Here is a 21,042-nt window from a genome sequence, read left to right as displayed (position 1 = left end):
ACCGCTTACAATTGTGTATTTTCTATTAAACTATAGATAATATAAGATTTTTCTTATTATCTGAAAGCATCTAGTATTTTCTCATTATTTTGAAGAATATTTACCGATTTTACCGAATACATATAAAAATCAGAAAATAATAAATTAACGAAGAACTCTTTTGTAATAATTGAGCCAATTTTGTTTTAAAATCCCCTCAACATGTTCTTTAGCAAAATACTTCAATAAGACATTTACCAAATTTTCTAGTTTTCCTGCATTTTCTAGCCCTTTTATAGGATTAGCCCCATCAAAATCAGAACCTAATCCAATGTGTTCGATACCACCTAGACTTGCAATATGTTCAATATGTAAGAGGAGATCGTCAATGGTGGGTTCTTTATTTGTTGAGGTAAAATCTCTTACAAAGGTAACTCCAATCACACCACCCTGTTCAATGATTGCTTTAATTTGGCCGTCTGTTAAATTCCGAGGATGATTACATATTTTTTTGGTATTGGAATGAGAAGCATGAATTGGAATCTCGCTTTGTTCAATTACATCCCAAAAACCTCTTTCTGATAAATGAGAAACATCGATCATCATCCCTAGACGATTCATCTCTTTCACAACTTCTTGTCCAAATCTAGTTAATCCCGCTCCTCTTGGTTCCATGATTCCATCAGCCACTTCATTGGCTTGATTCCAAGTTAATCCCATAGCTCTTACACCTAATCGATAAAAAGTTCTTAGCTTTGCTAAATCCCCTTCAAGGACATCTGCTCCTTCAATCGACAATAGAGCAACTTTCTTGTCCTGATCTAAATAGGTCTCAATCTCCTGATAGGTAGTAGCAAGTTTAAATCGGTTTTTTTGTCCGATTACAATCTGGTAGAAATCATCAATTGATTGAATTGCTACGAGAAATTTAGATGATTTTATCGTTGGAGAGACATAAATCGCAAAAACTTGAAGATCGATTTTTCCTTTTATCATATTCGGATAATTCACATGTAAACGATCGTCATCTTCATAAAAATCAATGCTTGGATCATTTAGTAGTTTCCATAATACGTCTGTATGAGCGTCAAAGATCATATTATCCCTCCCAAAACAGTCCTACTCATTTCAGTTTCCCCTCATCAAACCGTACGTGAGGTTTTCCATCATACGGCTTTCCATGTCTTTCTTCCATCAGCATTCGGTATGTTCTAACCTTGGCTTGATGGCATAGGGTATTCTACTTTTACAATGGTGTAGTTAGCAGGTTGTCTGCATTTACTCACTCTTACCTCCTTCTAGCCTGTGAACAAAGTCGAGGCCCTTCCCTAGATAAAGTTATGATGTCTTTATCTTCAAGCGAAAAACCTGTCTTCCATTTAGGAAAACAGGTTTAATCCAAATCTTATCGAGGTTCTACAATTAATTTAATGGCTGTTCTTTCTTCACCATCAATCACAATATCCGTAAAAGCAGGAATACAAATAAGGTCAACACCACTAGGTGCTACGAAACCTCGCGCGATTGCTACTGCTTTAACAGCTTGATTAAGTGCACCTGCACCAATCGCTTGTATCTCAGCGGCACCACGCTCACGTAGCACCCCAGCTAGTGCACCTGCAACAGCGTTGGGGCTAGATTTTGCTGAAACTTTTAATACTTCCATGGATTGAAACCTCCTTGTATGGCTACATTATGGAATAAATCATTAGTATAATATATTCGCTGTCATTCAAAAAAATTCCTGCTATAAAAAGTGAAAAATATCAAAAAATTTAGAACGGAAAATTTTTCTAAAGGGGTTATTCTACGATTGATTTTTCCTGATTAAGATGAATACGTTCAATACGTTTTGCCTTTCCAGTAACTAAATCAATATCGATAATAACAGCATTTAATTGCCATCTACCTAATTTATCAACCTCAAACCTTTGGGGTAAAGCAGTGATAAATTTTTCTATAACTTCTTCTTTTTTCATACCCAATATTCCATCATATGGACCAACCATTCCCACATCGGTGATATAAGCAGTTCCTTTTGGTAAAATTCTTTCATCTGCAGTTTGAACATGAGTGTGAGTACCTACTACTGCACTTACTTTTCCATCTAAGAACCAACCCATTGCTTGTTTTTCAGAAGTTGCTTCAGCATGGAAATCTACAAGAATATTTGCTGTTTCTTTTCTTATCTCTTCTAAAATTTCTTCAACTTTTCGAAAAGGGCAATCAATGGCTGGTAAAAAGGTGCGCCCTTGTAGATTAATAATTGCCAATTTGTGAGCATTAAAATTAATAATTGTATAGCCTTTTCCAGGGGTGCCGCTAGGATAATTGGCAGGACGAATGAGATGAGGGAAATGATCAATAAATTGATAGATATCTTTTTGATCCCATGTATGATTTCCCATCGTAACCACATGAATACCAAGATTCATCAAATCTTTTAGTATTTTTTCAGTAATTCCCCTTCCTCCTGCAGCATTTTCCCCATTTGCTACAATAATTTGTGGTCGAAATTTTTGTTTAATTTTATTTATGTTTTCAGCAATAGCATTACGGCCTGGAGAACCTACAATGTCTCCCAAAAAAAGGATTCTCAAAAAGTTTCACTCCCTGAATTCTCTTACCATCTATTTAATGAAAAAAATAAAGTGGCTATGCCACTTTATTTTGCATATTCAACTGCCCGAGTTTCTCTTATCACTATTACCTTAATATGGCCTGGATAATCGAGTTCATTTTCGATCCGTTTTGTGATATCCCTAGCCAATATGATCGAATCATCATCTGAGATTTGCTCAGGATCAACCATGACTCTCACTTCTCGACCTGCTTGAATAGCATAAGACTTTTCAACTCCATCAAAGGATTCAGAAATCTCTTCAAGTTTCTCTAGACGTTTAATGTATGTTTCAAGAGTTTCCCTGCGGGCACCAGGTCTCGCTGCAGATAAAGCATCAGCTGCCCCTACTAATACAGCAATAATAGAAGTAGGCTCTACATCTCCGTGATGAGATGCAATTCCATTGATAACCACAGGATGTTCATTATACTTTTTCGCCAATTCGACACCAATTTCGACATGAGAACCTTCTACTTCATGGTCAATCGCTTTACCAATATCATGTAGTAAACCGGCTCTTTTGGCTAAGGTAACATCCTGCCCTAACTCTGCAGCCATTAAGCCACATAGATGAGCAACTTCAATTGAATGTTTTAAGACATTTTGACCATAACTGGTTCTAAATTTAAGACGACCGAGAATTTTGATTAAATCTGGATGTAAATTATGAACACCAACCTCAAATGTCGCTTGTTCTCCATATTCACGAATTCGCTCGTCTACTTCTTTCCGTGCTTTTTCAACCATTTCTTCAATACGCGCAGGATGAATTCGACCATCTGCAACTAATTTTTCTAATGCTGTTCTTGCAATTTCCCGTCGAATCGGATCAAATCCTGATAATATAACTGCTTCTGGAGTATCATCAATAATTAAATCAATTCCTGTTAAAGTTTCTAATGCACGAATATTACGTCCTTCTCTTCCAATGATTCGGCCTTTCATTTCGTCATTTGGAAGCGCTACAACAGAAACTGTTGTTTCAGCGACATGGTCTGCCGCACAACGTTGAATTGCTGTCGTAATTATTTCTCGAGCTTTCTTATCAGCTTCCTCTTTCGTCTGCTGTTCAATCTCTTTAATTAAAACAGCAGCATCATGTCGAACTTCCCGCTCAACGTTTTCTAAGATGATCTGTTTCGCTTCTTCTGTCGTTAAGTTAGATATTCTTTCTAATTCTGCTACTTGTTCTCGTAATATTTCCTCAACTCTTGCTCGCGTCTCTGTTATATTTTTTTCCTTTTGTTGTAGAGATTCTTCTTTACGCTCTAACGATTCTAATTTTTTGTCTAAGGTTTCTTCTTTTTGTAATAACCTTCTTTCAAGACGTTGAATTTCATTTCTTCGTTCGCGTATATCTCTATCAGCTTCACTTCTTAATTTGTGAACCTCATCCTTAGCTTCTAAGATCAATTCCTTTTTTGAAGCTTCTGCTTCTTTCTTTGCCTGTTCAATGATTTGTCTAGCTGCATTTTCAGCACTGGAGATCTTTGCTTCAGCTATGGATTTGCGGATAAAGTAACCTACACCGACTCCAGCTGTAGTTGACGCAAGCAAAAGGGCTATATTTCCTAAGTCCATTCGTTCACCTCCCTTTGCTTACCTAAAAAACAAGACCGATTCCATTCGGTCTTTGGCCTCGTCAATCTTTCACATTTTTCATAGCTTTTATATTTAAAAAGTAAGTGGCTAGCATCTTCCAAAAAATATAAAAGATGCAATTCAATTGTATTATTCATTAGTAAGCTTGTCAAGAGATCAAGCCTTATCCTCTTATTGATCATTACTAAAGTGCTCTTTTACATGTCGCAATATCCTCCTTACGACTTCATAGGAGAATCCCTTACGCTGGAGGAACCCTCCTAACTTACGTTGAAAGGTCAGCCAATCTCCTTCTCCATATTGGTGAACCTTTTTCTTTGTTAATTCTAATGCCATTTGAAATTCTGTGTCATTGTCAATTTTACTGAGGCTTTCTTCTATATATTTTGAAGCAATCCCTTTTCTTTTCATTTCTTGAGCGATTAACCTTTTTCCTCTTGGTTTTATTCGAATTCGTTGTTCTGTGTATACTTCAGCGTAACGTCGATCATCAAGCCACTTTTCAGCTTGTAGTTTTACAATTACGTTTTGAACCAGTTCTTGGTCATAATCATTGTTTATAAGATATTCTTCTATCTCTTTTGTGGTTCTTGGTCGAAAACTTAAATATTTAATTGCCTTTTGCCATATTTTGTTTTGTTCTTCTTCTTTTAAGATCGTTAAGACTTCTTGGTCATTAATTTCTTTCCCTTTTATTAATCGTCTCGCGACTAAAACATCTTCATGAACAGAGAATGCATAATGATCATTGAGAAAGATGTTGTATCGTTTTGGATTTTGTTTTTGTTGTGTTATTTTTGTTATTCTTTTCGGTATTTCCATATAATCACCATCATTATTGAATTTTGAAGATTTGTATTTGTAAATATGAAAAGCACCTATATGTGAATAGGTGCCTGTTCCTGGACATTAGAGTTCAAATAGTAATTCTTCTTCCGAATCTTCGCCTATACTTGTAGAGATAACCTTGCCTAAACTGTGGTATTCTCTAATTTTTTGCTCGATCTTTTCTGATATTTCAGGGTGATCTTTTAAATATTGTTTCGCATTTTCTCGACCTTGACCAAGACGTTCTTCTTCAAAAGAATACCATGCACCACTTTTTGCAATAATATCCAACTCTGTTCCAATATCTAAAATACTACCCTCTTTGGAAATACCTTCACCGTACATGATATCGACATCTGCTTGTTTAAAAGGTGGTGCCACTTTATTTTTAACTACTTTAATCTTCGTACGGTTACCAACCATATCATTTCCTTGTTTTAAGGTTTCTGCACGTCTTACTTCAAGGCGTATACTGCTATAGAATTTTAATGCTCGACCACCAGGTGTTGTTTCAGGATTTCCAAACATAACACCAACTTTTTCACGAATTTGGTTAATAAAGATGGCAATTGTTTTGGATTTATTAATCGCACCGGAAAGTTTACGTAAAGCTTGGGACATCAAACGTGCCTGTAAACCCACATGAGAATCTCCCATTTCCCCTTCTATTTCCGCCTTAGGTACAAGAGCGGCAACAGAATCTATAACAATAATATCTACTGCACCACTTCGAACTAAAGCTTCCGCAATTTCTAACGCTTGTTCCCCAGTATCTGGTTGAGAAAGTAGAAGTTCATCAATATTTACTCCAAGATTTCTCGCATAAGTTGGATCTAATGCATGCTCAGCATCAATGAATGCTGCTTGTCCTCCAATTTTTTGAACCTCAGCAATTGCATGCAAAGCAACTGTTGTTTTACCTGATGATTCAGGGCCGTAAATCTCAATAATTCTTCCTCTTGGATAACCACCAATGCCTAAAGCAATATCTAATGCCAAAGAACCACTAGAAACTGTTTCTACTTGTGCCGAAGCAGCTTCCCCAAGCTTCATAATTGAACCTTTACCAAATTGTTTTTCTATTTGACGTAGCGCATTTTCTAGCGCTGCTTTACGATCGCTCACTTTGTTCTCCCCTTTTTATTCATTTTCCTATGTATCTTCTGATACTATCTTATACTGAAATGAGAGAATATACAAGATTTTTTTGCGAACGTTTATTCTCTATTTTAAACTTGATTGACTCGATCTTTTAAAATTTGCCATAAATAATAATGAACGTATTTCGCTGCTCGTCTTTGAATCGCTTGCCTACTTCCTGATAGGCGAATTTCTTTTACCATCGTTTCTTTTCCTTTTTCACTGATCCCAATATAAATCAATCCAACGGGTTTATTCTCTACTGATTCAGGGCCTGCGATTCCGGTAATTGAAACGGCTAGATCGGTATCAAAAAGTTTCAACGTTTCTTCACTTAAAATTTGTGCCGTTTCCTTGCTAACTGCTCCTTTCATATCTAGTATTTCATTTGGAACATGAAGAATTTTATGTTTGATTTCATTCGTGTAACAGATGATTCCTCCGTAATAAACTTTTGAACTTCCAGGAATTTTTGTAAATTGGCTGCCTATAAGACCGCCTGTACAACTTTCAGACACAGATACAGTTAGTTGTAACTGTTCTAATAATCGGAAGACAACATATTCGATCTCTTCATTGCCATAACCAAAATGAAACGGTTCTAAACGATGATGAATTTCCTCTTCTACTGGGAGAATAAAAGCTAAAGCTTCTTCTTCTGTTTTTGCATGGGCTGTTAATCGAAGAGTAACCTCTCCATCATTTGCTAATGGTGCTATCGTTGGATTCGTTTGGTTTTCAATTAAGTCGATGATACATTCCTCTAAAGCGGATTCACCAATCCCATAAAACCTCATCACTTTTGAATAAAAAATATTTCCACGATCAATCTTTTGGATCCAAGGGATCACATAATGAATTAACATCGGTTTCATTTCACTCGGAGGTCCGGGAAGGAAGACATAGTATCTTTCATCAGATTCCAGTCCAATTCCTGCAGCTAGTCCATGATCATTTGGGAAAACCATACTACCCTCCAAGACCATTGCTTGTTTTTTATTGTTTTCTGTCATTTCTATTTGTCTTTGTTTAAAAAAAGAAACGATTTTAGTAAAAGAGGGTAGATCCAAAACTAATCTACGATTTAAAACTTTAGCTGCTGTTTCTTTCGTCAAATCATCTTGAGTAGGGCCTAAGCCACCAGTAAAAATAATGAGATTAGAACGCTTTTGTGCCTGTAATATGGCTTGTTTTAATCTTTCTTCATTGTCTCCAACACTAACATGGTAGTAGATTGGAACACCGATTTCGGCCATTTTTCTCGAGATATATTGAGCATTTGTATTTGCAATTTGCCCTAATAACAATTCAGTACCAACAGCAATGATTTCACCTTTTAGCAAAAGTAACGTCCTCCATTTCTAAAATACAAAAAAGTAATTCTAAAGAAAAAAATAGTAGGTCTATACCTACTATTATCTACTAGTTCTGTTTAATTTCAATCACTTGTTTATTTTTTATAAAATAATCGACACCTGAAATAATCGTCATAAGTACAGCGATCCATACCATAATTTGAGCAAAGGGAAAATGAATGTAATTGAATGGAAAATTATTTAACATTAACAAAACAATCGCGATAATCTGGGTAACAGTCTTTAACTTTCCGAGTTTACTTGCTGAAATCACAAATCCTTCAGCAGCTGCAACCATTCGCAGACCGGTAACTGCAAATTCCCTACTAATGATCACAATCGCAATCCAAGCATCTAAACGTTGCATTTCTACTAAGGAAATCAATGCAGCAGAAATTAATAATTTATCAGCCAATGGGTCTAAAAATTTACCAAGATTTGTAACAAGTTTTCTTTTTCGTGCAATATAACCATCTAACCCATCAGTACTTGCAGCCACAATAAAGATAAAAGTAGCGATCAGTTCACTATACGTTGTCACTTCACCAGCAATTTTAATTTCACCAAAATCAAAACGAATCAGTAAAAAAACCATGATAATTGGAACTAAAAAAATCCTTGCAAGTGTGATTTTATTTGGTAGATTCACTCTTAATACCCTCCCCAACGAGGTCAAATTCATATGAATGGGTAATTTTAACTTTGACGATTTCACCAATATTGGCCTGAATATTACTAATAAACACTTCTCCATCGATTTCTGGTGCATCATATTGAGTTCGACCAATAAATACGTTATTTTTTTTATCATATTTTTCAATTAGAACATCTAATTCTTTACCAATAAATCGAGAATTCCGTACCTGCGCAATCTCTCTTTGCACTTCCATAAGAATATTCGCTCTTTTCTCCTTAATTTCCTGCGGTACTTGATTTGGTAAACGTGAAGCAGGAGATCCTTCTTCTTCGGAATATGTGAACACCCCTAAACGATCAAAGCGAATTTCTTTAATAAAATCAATAAGGTGCTCAAAATCTTCTTCCGTTTCGCCAGGGAAACCAACAATAATAGAAGTTCTCAATGCAACATCAGGTACTTTTGAACGAATTTTATGTATTAAATTCCGAATATCGGTTTGACGTCCTGGTCGTAACATTTTCTTTAAAATATGATCTTCACTATGTTGTAATGGCATATCGATATATTTACAGAGTTTGGGATTTGTCGTAAAAGCTTCGATCAGTTCATCTGTAAAATAACCAGGATACAAATAATGTAGTCGAATCCAGTCTAATCCTTCAATTCTTGATAATTCATCAATTAATTCTGGTAACATTATCTTACCATATTTATCCATACCATAGTAAGTAGTATCTTGAGCAATAAGACTGATTTCTTTTACTCCTTGAGCAACAAGGTCTTTCGCTTCATTTAAAATTGAAGGAATTCCGCGACTTCGAAATTTGCCTCGAAGAGAAGGTATCACACAAAACGTACAAGAATTATCACAGCCTTCAGCAATTTTAATATATGCTGAATGAAAAGGCGTTGATCTTTTACGCGGTAAATTTTGTTCATAGCTAAAAATGGGATTCCCTATATAGATTGGTTTTTTGCCTTCTAATGATTCTTTTATAACCTCAACAATTCGATCAAATTCACCCGTTCCGATAAGACCATCAATTTCAGGCATTTCTTCCATAAGAATCTCTTTATACCGTTGACTTAAACATCCCGTTACAATCAGTGATTTTAATTTACCTTTCGCTTTATAATCGGCCATGTCTAAAATCGTATTCACCGATTCTTCTTTTGAGGCGTCAATAAAACCACAAGTATTGACAATAATCACATCTGCATCTTCTTTTTGGTTTGTAATTTCATAACCATCTCTCTCTAATAATCCTGACATAATTTCCGAATCAACGAGATTTTTCTCACATCCTAGTGTTACAATTGCAACTTTTTGTTTCTCTCTCATATTTACCACCACTCTTTCTACATACAATACCCTTTAATTCTTCATCAGTATAATACAAGTCCAAATCGTAGTCAAAAGAAAGGAAAAAAGGCTTCACAAAAAACATGAAGCCTAATGTTAACATCAGTTATTGGGCTTTTTTCTTTTGGATCGAAATATATTTAGGACCTGGTTCATTTGCTATTGTAACTTTATTATCGTTGACATTGAGTTGAACACCAGCAGCATTTCCTAAATGAATCCACAGTTCTTGGTCTTCTAATTTAATTTTATCCGTAACTTGACCTTTTCCTAATGTATCCATAACAATTAATTTTCCGCGAGGGCCACCTTTACGAATCTCAAACCAGCAACTGTCATTAAAACTCAATTGAATGAATATATCTTGATTCTGAGTACTTACTACTTCATAAATATCTTTCGACCGATTCTTATATGAGGTTGTACTTGTCTTTGTTACTTCAATACCTAGATTCACTGGTTGTTGTTCGCTTGGTTCTTCTGTCGTTTGCTTTTGGGTAGTTGGCGGATTCACCAAAGTATTCGGTTTTTGAGTTGGTTTTTCCGTCGTTTCTAATCTGGTTCTTTCAAGGTCTCCTTTTGATTCCTTAGGCTGGTCTGACGCCATAGAAACAATCAACATATAAATCAGAAGTAATACAATACCAATGAATACATAAATTGTAGAAAGTTTAAGATACTTCCCCACTTTAGACGGAGGCTTTGCTAAAGAATGAGCAGTTCTAGATGGTAATTCCTTAAGGTCTGGATCAGGTATCAAATTTTGATATTGTTCAATAAGTTCAGGATCTAAACCAACCATTTCACCATAACTTTTAATAAATGCCTTTGCATAAAAATGTCCTGGTAGATCTTCTAGTTTTCCTTGTTCGATCGCTTCAATATATCTAGATCTAATTTTTGTAATTTCCTGGATATCTTCAATTGAATAACCTTTTTTCAATCTAAGCTCACGGAATAACTGTCCTAATTCTTCAGCCAAATGCAATCCACCTCCTGATTTTTAACTAATGTCAAAAGAACTAAAACTTGTATTAATTAAATCATAAGTGATTTCTTCATTCGGATCATTCCTTAGTTCAATAATATAATCAAAATCATCGAGTTCATATTCTGTCTCCCTTATAAAAATATCTGGGTGTTCAATGACTTTTGTAGAAGGCATTCGTAAAATTTCGCGAATTAAATTACGATGTATATCATTGGCTCGAAGTGTAGATACAATACCATCGATAATAAAAATGTTATCTGGATCTAGCTCATCATCAACCAATTGACTTCTAATTGTTTGCCTAAGTAAAGTAGAAGAAACTAATATCCATTTTTTATTGGCAGATACACTTCCAGCAACAATCGATTCTGTTTTTCCTACCCTAGGCATTCCTCGAATTCCAATTAATTGATGACCGGTATTTTGAAATATTTCACTGAGAAAATCAACGAGTAAACCAATTTCTTCCCGTATAAAACGAAAAGTTTTTTTATCATATAAATCACGATCAATATATTTTCCATGACGTACAGCTAAACGATCTAAAATCGTAGGGGGACGAAATGCGGTTAAGGTGATATCAGGCACATCTTTCAAAACTTTCCCAATTAGTTCAATTTTTTCCATGTCATTAGTATGCAAGATCATACCTCTTTTTTGTAGGTCTACACCATTTATGGCCATAATATTGACATTCATTAAACCAAGCATCGAAGAAATATCCCCTAACAATCCAGGACGGTTCTTATGTATCTTATATTCTAAATACCAAGGCTGAGCCTCCTGAGAAATCATAAAACCTCTCCCCATAAGTAATTCTTTAAATAGAGTTCTTATAAAAAATAGTATACTATAAATGAATCAAATAATGATAGCGAAAATGCCCCTTTATTAGGGGCATTTTTCTGAACAACTTATTTTTTGTCAACAAGCTGAACCATAATTTGCGCAAGTACCTTTTGTTGTTCTTCGTTACTGTGATCCCAAAGGTCTTTAAGAAGTCGTTCTTCTTCATTTTTGGGGTCCACTTGTTTTGCTAAATAATCTCCAATTTGATATGCCAAGTTGGAGATGGTATCATTATCTAATCCCATGCCTTGAGCTTGATCTACTCGTTCATTAAGAAATTGTTTCCAATTTTGGAAGTTGTCGAGAACAGACATTTTCTAGTCCCCCTTTTTATTTTACTACGGAGATTTCCGTTCATTCTTTAATATGCATTAAATTGAATGCGATTATTCATGAAAATCAAATGAATAATACATTTTAATACCATCCACCATCCATTCGGATGATTTGGCCAGTGATATATGAAGATTCTGGTCGTAAAAGATGAAGAACGAGATAAGCGATTTCTTCTGGTTGTGCAAAACGATTCATAGGTATTTCATTTTTCATGATTTCTAATTCTTCTTTCGAAAAATCTTCCATCATCGGTGATAATACGATGCCGGGAGCAATTGCATTTACAGTAATACCAGAAGGAGCTAATTCTTTGGCTAAAGCTTTTGTAAACGTATCAATTGCTCCCTTTGCCATCGAATATAAAACCTCATTCGCTGCACCAACTTGCCCCCAAATCGACGAAATGTTAATAATTCGGCCAAATTTTTGCGAAAGCATATTCGAAATTGCTTTTTGAGAACAAAAAAAAGTGCTCATAACCATTAGATTCATTATTTTTTGATATTCTGTAAAAGTGACATCTTGGATTAAACCATAATGAGGTATGCCCACATTGTTAATTAAAATCGTAGGGTGTATACCAATTTTTTTAATTTGAAAAAAAAGATTCTCTATTCCTTCTATTGTGGATAAATCCTCTGTAAATGCCCAAAAATCGTTTTCAGGAAATTCTCTTCTTAAATCATCGATTCTTTTTTTATTTCGGTAATAATGAAGGATTAGAGGTGTTCCATTTTCCGCTAAGACCTTTGCAATTGCGATACCAATTGTGCTCGATGCACCAGTAATTAAAGCCAATTGTTTCATACATATCCCCATTCCTAAAAATTAAGCGGAGCTGGTATTACACCAAGCCCTTACATTTATGGAAGAACCACTGTTACAGCCATATTCTTCTCTTTAAGCTGCTGTAAAGTCCTATTTACATCATCAACAGTGAATCCTTCAAGTACAGGCAAAATATCGAAAAGATTAGCGTCATTAAATAGATAGCGAGTAAATTGATTTGCAATAAATTCAGATACATTTAGCTTCCTTAAAAAGTCTCCTATTTTCTTTTTCTTGCTTCTTTGGAAAAATTGTTCATCCAATTCTTTTGTATTTGAAATCACATCTTTGATCTGATCAACTAATTTCGTTGGATCTTTTGAATTTCCACCAATTAACGAAAAAGCGTAATTTTGTTCAATTTGAAATTCAAAGCCAAAATCTTCATCGATTAATCCTTGATTCATTAATTTGCTATAAACATCTGTTCCTTTGCCAAAAAGTAATTCCAGCAATAATTGCATTTTAAGTTCAGCTTTGATAAATTCTTTTCCTTTTAACCCAAGATCATCATGTTTAAAACCCATAAGGACTTTTGGCATCGCTACCGATAAATGAATTTCATTCAGAGATTGATAAATGGTTTCTGGTTCTTTTGGATATATCCGTTCAATAGTAGGTGATGGTTTGAATTGTTTACTTGACTGATTCTTTTTTATGAGATTGATTATCGTATTCGGTTCTACACCACCCACAATAAATAAAACCATATTACTTGGATGATAAAAAGTCTCATAACAAGTATATAACTGTTCCTTTGTAATTTGATAAATCGATTCGACTGTACCAGCAATATCAATACGGATCGGATGTTGTTGGTATAAGGCTCGAAGTAAGCCATAATACAAGCGCCAATCTGGATTATCATCATACATCCGAATTTCTTGAGCGATAATTCCTTTTTCCTTCTCTACATTCTCATCAGTGAAATAAGGGTGCTGAACAAAATTTAACAATGTTTCAAGGTTTTTTTCAATATTTTCGGTGCTAGAAAATAAATACGTCGTTCGATCAAAACTCGTGAATGCATTCGTTTGTGCTCCTTGTATGGCAAATGTATTAAAAATATCCCCTTCTTCTTCTTCAAACATTTTATGTTCAAGAAAGTGGGCGATCCCATCTGGCACTTTTACCAATTGACCATTCACCCTAAATTCTCGATCAATGGATCCATATCGGGTCGTAAAGGTTGCATACGTTTTTTGAAACCCTTTTTTTGGTAAAATATAAACTTGCAAACCGTTATCTAATTGATCCATAAATAACGTTTCATCTAATTGTTCAAACATAACTTTTTCCATTTAGGCTTCCTCCTTTACGTGATCCCGTAAAAAATAGATTGTATCAATTTTTACTTTTTGCCCTACACGAACAAGATCATCGATCGTCACATTCTTGATTTGTTCGATCATTTGCGATAATATTCTTGGTGTTCCGCTTAAAATACCTTGATATGCAAAATCAATAAGCTGTCTTGGTCGATCCAACATTTCCTTTAATTGGTTAGATAATATCGCTTTCGTCTGATCCATCTCTTGGTCGGTTATTTTTCCTTCTTTCATTAATTGAATTTGTTCTTTGATGATTTCAACCGTTTTATCATAATTTTGAATTTCAATTCCACTTTGTATTGTCATAATTCCTTTATGACTATCTAATCTCGATGCCACGTAATATGCTAAGCTACTTTTTTCACGTACATTCACAAATAATTTAGAATGAGCAAAACCACCTAAAACCCCATTAAAAACTAACATAGGAATATAATCTTCATCTTGCATTGTCGTATAAGTTCTTAACCCTATGTTTAATTTACCTTGCTTAACATCTAATTCTTCAATGGCGATCTTTTCCTCTTTTATCGGAATATCAACCATCACTCTTGCTAATGGATTCACCTGACGTTTTGGTAGCAAAAAAAACTTTGAAATGGCAGAATGAACGATCGATTCATCATAATTTCCAATAATAAAAAAATCGATACGCGATGTAGTGATCCAATTATGATAAAATTGATAAAGATTTTCTTTTGTGATCTGATCTAAATCTTCAATTCGACCATCAGCTGGTAAACGATACGGTTCATCCTTGCACATATTTTCAATCATCTTTTGCTCAGCATATTGAATTTTATCATCTAGAATACTTTTTATCCGTTGTGCTAATAATTCTTTCTCGCTCTCAAAAATTTCTAAATGAAATCCTTGATCAACAACGAAAGGTTGTGTTATTAAATTCCCTAATAGGTGAATTGCCTTACTTAATAATGATCCATTTTCATTTAAATATTTTTCATTTGCTACTTCACAACTAAATTGGACAATTTGTCTTTCACCTCTTTTAAAAACAAAAGCATCCAATCTAGCACCATACAAGTGATCAAGTTTTTCTTGAATTTGTTTTAACGTAGGAAATTGTTTACTCCCTCTTTTTAAGATGTACGGTAGTAGAGCGACCTTTGTTACATTTTCCTCTGTAAGGTCTGTGACAATATTGACAACAATGGTGTTGGTTTTATATTTATGTGTTTTCAATTGATGAACTTGGATTGAATTTATTTCTTCTTTTAAGAATTGATCTAATATCAATATCCTTCATTCCCTTCATTTTTGATATCCATAGTTTACCACTTTTTGTTCTCATTAAAAAAGGAGGTTTTACCTCCCCTTTTACACTTTTAAAAATTGTTTTATAGGTCACTGTCATAAATTTCGTCATTTTCTTCTCGTTCATTAAACCGTCCACATTCTGGATCTAAACAAAGCATTCCTTCTAGTTGACCATCCTTATAGTACATTCCTTTTGAGCTTCCGCAATATTTACACTTCCACATGAGATTCACCTCATTTTTTTATTTCTTCAAAAATTACCGACAAAAGATGTGGTTACCAATTCTTTTAATTTGCGGCCTAGACCAAATCCATGGTGATGTTGCTGTAGCAGGATTAAAGTAGTAAATGGCTCCACCACTAGGATCCCAGCCTGCTATTGCATCCAAAACAGCTTTTCTTGCTGTCTTATTGGGAGTTAGCCAAATTTGTCCATCCGCTACAGCGGTAAAAGCACCGGGTTCGAAAATAACTCCACTAGGTGTATTAGGAAATGCAGGATTTTTGATACGATTCAAGATAACAGCTGCAACTGCTACCTGTCCGACATAAGGTTCCCCACGTGCTTCTCCATGAACCGCATTTGACATAATTCGAATATCATTTTCGGAAAATCCTCTAGTTGAGTATGTTTGTTGTGTCGTTTTCTTTGCTGAATAACTGGGACGCCAGTTTTTTGTTGCCTTCCATAACATGTATTTGGTTTTACTTCCGACCACACCATCTACTTTCATCCCAAACTTATATTGAAAATTGCGAACAGCCCAATAGGTTCCCCAACCAAACTTACCATCAATATTTCCTTTGTAAAAACCAAGGAATTTCAGTCTTCCTTGTAATTCGTAGACATCTCCACCCTGAGAACCTCTTACTAGGGTTGTTTTTCCGAACGTGGGTTGGGAACTGTTATTTATTCCGACAACATATACGGATGATAATAATGCAAGAATTGAAAGTAGGATTATGAATTTTTGCCTTTTCATGTTGATTCCTCTTTCTTCATAAAGTTGGTTATTTGTTTAAAATTATCTTTCCCCAATTCTTTATTTTTTAATGATAAAAATGAAAAAGAGTCAGTTCCATCTCGGAACTGACTCGAACTCCTATCTTTCTCCTTTTTCATAAGGAATACCATCGGCAGCGGGTGCAACTGCTTTGCCAACAAATCCGGTTAGAATAATTAATGTTAAAATATATGGCAGCATTGCTAAAATTTGCGAAGAAATATTGATCGCTGTGCTTCCAAGGTAGACGATTAACCCTTGAGCAGCTCCAAATAATAAAGATGCCCACATTGCCCCTTGAGGTTTCCATTTGCCAAAAATCATAGCTGCTAATGCGATAAAACCTTGACCTGATATCAATGTAGGTCTAAAGTTGGAAACTACTGCGATACTCATTGCTGCTCCACCAAAACCAGCAAAAATACCCGACAAAATTACAGCGATATAGCGAATTTTAAAAACATTCACACCGAGTGTATCAGCTGCTTTTGGATGTTCACCAACTGCTCTTATACGTAGCCCAAATCGAGTGTAATATAAAACATACCATACGATAAAAACAAGAACAAATGCCAAGTAGACGGTGGCATATTGATTAAAAATTTGATCAAGAAAAGAGTTTTTCGGAAATACGCCATTAAACGGTCTTGGCATCATTTGGTTTAGTGGAATTGGTTTTGTCATTGTTGAACCTTCAAAAAAGAATCGACTAAAAAACAATGATAAACCAGGTCCTAAAAAGTTAATCGCGATACCAGATACCACTTGATCGGCTCCAAAGGTTACAGAAGCAATAGCATGTAATAAAGCTAACAATCCTCCAGCTAATCCTGCAGCCAAAAATCCTACCCAAGGATTACCTGAAAAGTAAGTAACGGTGGCTCCTACGAAAGCGCCAACAGTCATCATTCCCTCTAATCCAATATTTACAACTCCCGAATTCTCGGAAATAACTCCACCTAAAGCCGTATAGATTAGAGGGGTAGAATACATTAGGGTTGTACCGATAATGAACGCAATACTAGCTAGCATGTTGTTCACCTCTTTTCTTCCTTCTAAAACTTAAAACCAATTTAATAAATTTTGGTATCGCAATAAAGAAAACAATGGTTCCAATGACAATATTAATAACCTCAGAAGGCGCATCTAATGCAGATTGAATCTTAGGCCCTCCATATTGAAGAATTCCAAACAATAGACCTCCTAATACGCTACCGAATGGTGTATTACTGCCAATTAACGAAACAGCAATACCATTAAAGCCATAACCTTCCATCGCTGCTAATACGGCCACACTCTTTGTAACTCCAAGAACTTGAATCGCTCCAGCTGTCCCTGCAAGCGCTCCTGCGATAATCATCGAAATCGTGATACTCTTTTTCACACCGATTCCACCATATTCAGCAGCGTCTTTATTTAAGCCAACTGCTCGTAATTCATATCCTAAAGTAGTTTTATTAAGAATAAACCAAACCAATAAAGCTAATATGATGGCAATGATAAAACCTAAATTGACAGGAGCTCTCATCATATCTGCTAAGAATGGGTAGTTTGAAAGCCATTCTCTTCCTGCATCAGATACTTTCCAGTTTTCAAACAACCCAATACTAGCAGTTTGATGAACTTCATAAGATGCTTCCGTTTGAGGACGTTTAAACCCTTCAAGCATGACAACATAATTATTCAGATACAATGCTATCCAGTTCAGCATAATGGTAGCAATTACTTCATGGACACCAAATCGAGCTTTGAGAAATCCTGCAATTCCTCCCCACAATCCTGCGGCAAGAGCTGCAGCAAATATGACTAAAATCGCATGAATAACAGGTGGAAATTTTAAGAAATAACCTGTTAATGCTGCAACTAAAGCCCCTATAATATATTGACCTTCTGCACCAATATTAAATAACCCTGTTCGAAAGGCGAATGCAACAGAAAGACCCGTTATGATTAACGGGGTAGCATAAATAATCGCATAAGCGATATATTTTGGTTTACTAAAAACCCCTTTAAACATGACTCCATAAGCCTCAATTGGATTAAATCCAGCAATCGACAAGACAACTGCCCCTACTATAAGACCAATTAAGATTGATATCAATGTAAAACCAAAATTTCCTGAAATCCAATTTAACAATTTACTATTTCGATTCTTGTCCACGTTCGCCACCCCCTCCAGCCATTAAAAGTCCTAGTGTGTTTTCATCCGCTTCTTTTGCATCTAAAATTCCAACTATTTTTCCTTCATAAATGACAGCAATTCGATCGGAAACATTCATGATTTCATCCAATTCTAATGAAACAAGAAGTACAGCTTTATTCTTGTGTCTTTGTTCAACAAGCGCTTTATGAACGAATTCAATCGCCCCTACATCTAATCCTCTTGTAGGTTGGGCAGCAATGAGAAGTTCTGGATCATTCGTTACTTCACGAGCAATAATCACTTTTTGTTGATTACCGCCTGATAATGCTCTCGCTCTTACATTTTCATCCGTAGGTCTAACATCAAATTTATGAATGAGTTCTTTGGCAAATTCTTTTATTTTATTGTAATCGAGAATACCGTTTTTGGAAAAAGGGACTTTACTATAGTTTTCCAGCACCATATTTTCCGCTACTGTAAAATCGAGAACTAATCCTCGCTTTTGTCTGTCTTCAGGTATGGTTGATATACCATCTTCAATGATTTCTCTTGGAGTTTTATTTGTAATATCTTTTCCATTAAGCAATACTTTCCCAGACTCTATTTTTCTTAATCCTGTAATTGCTTCAATTAACTCACTTTGGCCATTCCCATCAACGCCAGCAATTCCTACGATTTCACCTGCTTTAATCTCAAGGGAAAGTCCGTTTACAGCATCAATCCCTCTATTATCTTTAACCACTAAATTCTCTATCGAAAGAACCGTTTTTGATGGTTTATTTTCTTTTTTATCGACTTTAAAACTAACTTCCCTACCTACCATTTTTGCAGCAAGTTCTTCTTCTGTTGTCTCACTTACATCAACCGTATCGATCCATTTTCCCCGTCGAATAATCGTACAATAATCTGCAGCCATTTTTATCTCTTTTAACTTGTGAGTGATAATAATAACTGATTTCCCCTCATTTGTTAAATTATTGATAATTTGCATTAATTCATGAATTTCTTGAGGTGTTAATACTGCGGTAGGCTCATCTAAAATAAGAATTTCAGCCCCACGATATAATGCTTTTAAAATTTCAACCCTTTGTTGCATACCAACCGTAATATCATGGATTTTGGCATTTGGGTCCACATAGAGTCCATATTTCTCTGATAATTCTTTAACATCTTGTATGGCTTTTTTCATGTCCAAAGTTCCCAATGTTTTGGTCGTTTCCATTCCTAAGATAATATTTTCAGCTACAGTAAAAGGTTCGACTAGCATAAAATGTTGATGAACCATTCCGATCCCATGTTTAATTGCTACATTGGGATTCGTAATATCTACTTTTTTCCCCCGAATATATATCTCTCCAGATGTAGGTTGATAGAGACCATATAAAATGTTCATTAATGTTGATTTTCCTGCACCATTTTCACCTAAAAGTGCATGAACCTCACCTTTATGTACAGTAAGATTAATATGATCATTAGCAATAAAATTCCCAAAGACCTTTGTAATATGCTTCATTTCTACAACTTTTTCTTTGAAATCTTTGCGAACCAAAGAAGAACCCTCCAATCAAGTCTACATATCGAAACAGCTCAGACAAAACGTCCGAGCTGTTAGTTTTATCCTAAAACTTATTTTACTTGAAACTTATCAAATGTTTCTTGATTATAAGGAACACTAATTTCGCCATTAATAATTTTTTGTTTTAATCCATCTACATCTTTTAAGATATTGGCTGGAACATGCTTATTCGAAGTTGGAGCAATATCTACTCCACCTTCTTTAAGTCCAAGAATAACAGTTGTTCCACCAGGGAATTTCCCTTCTTTTAATTGTTTTACAACATCATAAACTCCTATATCTACACGTTTCATAGCAGAAGTAATCACGTTGTCAGGAGCTAGACTGTTTTGATCTCTGTCAACACCAATTGCGTATTTATTTTGTTCTTTTGCTGCAGCGATCACACCATCACCTGTACCACCTGCTGCATGGAAAACGATATCTGCTCCATCTTGATACATTTTTGTTGCAATAGACTTACCTTTTGCTGCATCATTGAAAGATTCAGCATATTGTACTAACACATTTACATTAGGATTTGCGTATTTTACTCCCGCTCTAAAACCATATTCAAATTGATCAATAACAGGGCTTTTCATTCCGCCAACAAAGCCAACTTTTCCAGTTTTAGTCATCTTACCAGCTATGTAACCAACTAAGAAGGAAGATTCTTGAGCTTTAAAGATAACACCAACTAAATTTTTAGGAGTATCTTGGTAAGCATAGTCAATGATCGCAAATTTTTGATCTGGATTTGTTTTTGCCTCATTTAGGATAGTGTCTCCCATTTTAAAACCGATACCCCAAATCAAATCATTACCGGCATCTATTAATGTTTCCAAATTTGGTTTGTAATCAGCATCTTGTTTGGATTCTAAATAAGATGGTTTAATCCCCAATTCTTTCTCTGCTCTTTGCAAACCTTCCCATGCAGATTGGTTAAAGGATTGATCGTTAACCCCACCAGTATCCGTAACCATTGCTACTTTTAATTGTTTTTGTGTCGTTTGGTCTGCAGGTTTTCCAGCTTGATTATCTTTTGTTTCTTTGTCAACACCACAACCAACTAAAAAAGTACTCATAGCCATTGTGAATACGAGTAATAAGGTTAAAAACTTTTTCATTCGTGTACCCCCCTTAATGATATTCATTTTAATTTTTTTCTAATTGTATTTTTCCCAATTCCACCTCCTT

At 35.1% G+C, this 21,042-nt stretch carries 21 protein-coding genes; all 21 read right to left on the bottom strand.

Features of this window, described 5'->3' with window-relative positions; genetic code table 11:
* Positions 1-144 precede the first annotated feature (144 nt).
* The 21 genes from EDD72_RS06425 to EDD72_RS06330 all read right to left on the bottom strand — a co-directional run bounded on the left by EDD72_RS06425 (position 145) and on the right by EDD72_RS06330 (position 20,972).
* Positions 145-1,077, bottom strand: a complete 933-nt coding sequence (locus EDD72_RS06425; protein WP_132768457.1) for a dipeptidase — start codon at positions 1,075-1,077, stop codon at positions 145-147.
* A gap of 307 nt (positions 1,078-1,384) precedes the next feature.
* Positions 1,385-1,645, bottom strand: a complete 261-nt coding sequence (spoVS, locus tag EDD72_RS06420) for a stage V sporulation protein SpoVS (RefSeq protein ID WP_132768455.1) — start codon at positions 1,643-1,645, stop codon at positions 1,385-1,387.
* Positions 1,646-1,781: 136 nt separating this feature from the next.
* Positions 1,782-2,579: a TIGR00282 family metallophosphoesterase gene (locus EDD72_RS06415; RefSeq protein WP_132768453.1), complete on the bottom strand. Its 798-nt coding sequence runs from the start codon at positions 2,577-2,579 to the stop codon at positions 1,782-1,784.
* Between the two features lie 65 nt (positions 2,580-2,644).
* Positions 2,645-4,183, bottom strand: a complete 1,539-nt coding sequence (gene rny / locus EDD72_RS06410; protein ID WP_132768451.1) for a ribonuclease Y — start codon at positions 4,181-4,183, stop codon at positions 2,645-2,647.
* Positions 4,184-4,375: 192 nt separating this feature from the next.
* Entirely contained in the window at positions 4,376-5,026 is a 651-nt protein-coding gene (locus EDD72_RS06405; protein ID WP_132768449.1) for a RecX family transcriptional regulator, read from the bottom strand.
* An 87-nt stretch (positions 5,027-5,113) separates the two neighbouring features.
* Positions 5,114-6,157 (bottom strand): recombinase RecA, encoded by a 1,044-nt coding sequence (recA, locus tag EDD72_RS06400; protein WP_132768447.1) that lies wholly within the window; start codon positions 6,155-6,157, stop codon positions 5,114-5,116.
* Between the two features lie 104 nt (positions 6,158-6,261).
* Positions 6,262-7,515: a competence/damage-inducible protein A gene (locus EDD72_RS06395; RefSeq protein WP_132768445.1), complete on the bottom strand. Its 1,254-nt coding sequence runs from the start codon at positions 7,513-7,515 to the stop codon at positions 6,262-6,264.
* Between the two features lie 79 nt (positions 7,516-7,594).
* Positions 7,595-8,176: a CDP-diacylglycerol--glycerol-3-phosphate 3-phosphatidyltransferase gene (pgsA, locus tag EDD72_RS06390; protein WP_132768443.1), complete on the bottom strand. Its 582-nt coding sequence runs from the start codon at positions 8,174-8,176 to the stop codon at positions 7,595-7,597.
* A complete protein-coding gene (gene rimO, locus EDD72_RS06385; protein WP_132768441.1) occupies positions 8,160-9,509 on the bottom strand; it encodes a 30S ribosomal protein S12 methylthiotransferase RimO in 1,350 nt (449 codons plus the stop codon). Before rimO ends, pgsA begins: the two co-directional genes overlap by 17 nt.
* Before the next feature lie 127 nt (positions 9,510-9,636).
* Entirely contained in the window at positions 9,637-10,512 is an 876-nt protein-coding gene (locus tag EDD72_RS06380; RefSeq protein ID WP_165894988.1) for a helix-turn-helix domain-containing protein, read from the bottom strand.
* Between the two features lie 21 nt (positions 10,513-10,533).
* A complete protein-coding gene (locus EDD72_RS06375) occupies positions 10,534-11,316 on the bottom strand; it encodes a DUF3388 domain-containing protein (RefSeq protein ID WP_132768437.1) in 783 nt (260 codons plus the stop codon).
* A gap of 119 nt (positions 11,317-11,435) precedes the next feature.
* Positions 11,436-11,684 (bottom strand): DUF3243 domain-containing protein, encoded by a 249-nt coding sequence (locus EDD72_RS06370; RefSeq protein WP_132768435.1) that lies wholly within the window; start codon positions 11,682-11,684, stop codon positions 11,436-11,438.
* A gap of 103 nt (positions 11,685-11,787) precedes the next feature.
* The gene (gene ymfI / locus EDD72_RS06365; RefSeq protein ID WP_165894987.1) at positions 11,788-12,513 is read right to left on the bottom strand and encodes an elongation factor P 5-aminopentanone reductase; all 726 of its coding nucleotides are present in this window, start codon (positions 12,511-12,513) and stop codon (positions 11,788-11,790) included.
* Positions 12,514-12,569: 56 nt separating this feature from the next.
* Entirely contained in the window at positions 12,570-13,835 is a 1,266-nt protein-coding gene (gene yfmH / locus EDD72_RS06360) for an EF-P 5-aminopentanol modification-associated protein YfmH (RefSeq protein WP_132768431.1), read from the bottom strand.
* Positions 13,836-15,122: an EF-P 5-aminopentanol modification-associated protein YfmF gene (yfmF, locus tag EDD72_RS06355; protein WP_132768429.1), complete on the bottom strand. Its 1,287-nt coding sequence runs from the start codon at positions 15,120-15,122 to the stop codon at positions 13,836-13,838.
* Between the two features lie 101 nt (positions 15,123-15,223).
* Positions 15,224-15,367, bottom strand: a complete 144-nt coding sequence (locus tag EDD72_RS12505) for a hypothetical protein (protein WP_165894985.1) — start codon at positions 15,365-15,367, stop codon at positions 15,224-15,226.
* Positions 15,368-15,400: 33 nt separating this feature from the next.
* Entirely contained in the window at positions 15,401-16,126 is a 726-nt protein-coding gene (gene sleB, locus EDD72_RS06350) for a spore cortex-lytic enzyme (protein WP_132768427.1), read from the bottom strand.
* Between the two features lie 120 nt (positions 16,127-16,246).
* Positions 16,247-17,179 carry an ABC transporter permease gene (locus tag EDD72_RS06345; RefSeq protein ID WP_207893658.1) on the bottom strand — a complete coding sequence of 311 codons (933 nt, stop codon included), beginning with the start codon at positions 17,177-17,179 and terminating at the stop codon, positions 16,247-16,249.
* Entirely contained in the window at positions 17,169-18,308 is a 1,140-nt protein-coding gene (locus EDD72_RS06340) for an ABC transporter permease (RefSeq protein WP_207893657.1), read from the bottom strand. Before EDD72_RS06340 ends, EDD72_RS06345 begins: the two co-directional genes overlap by 11 nt.
* Positions 18,289-19,803 (bottom strand): ABC transporter ATP-binding protein, encoded by a 1,515-nt coding sequence (locus EDD72_RS06335; RefSeq protein WP_132768524.1) that lies wholly within the window; start codon positions 19,801-19,803, stop codon positions 18,289-18,291. Before EDD72_RS06335 ends, EDD72_RS06340 begins: the two co-directional genes overlap by 20 nt.
* Before the next feature lie 113 nt (positions 19,804-19,916).
* Complete coding sequence (locus EDD72_RS06330) at positions 19,917-20,972, bottom strand: BMP family lipoprotein (RefSeq protein WP_132768423.1); 1,056 nt, start codon at positions 20,970-20,972, stop codon at positions 19,917-19,919.
* Positions 20,973-21,042: the final 70 nt, after the last annotated feature.

Source organism: Tepidibacillus fermentans, assembly GCF_004342885.1.
GTDB classification, from domain to species: Bacteria; Bacillota; Bacilli; order Tepidibacillales; family Tepidibacillaceae; genus Tepidibacillus; species Tepidibacillus fermentans.
This window is presented reverse-complemented; position numbering and strand designations above follow the sequence as displayed.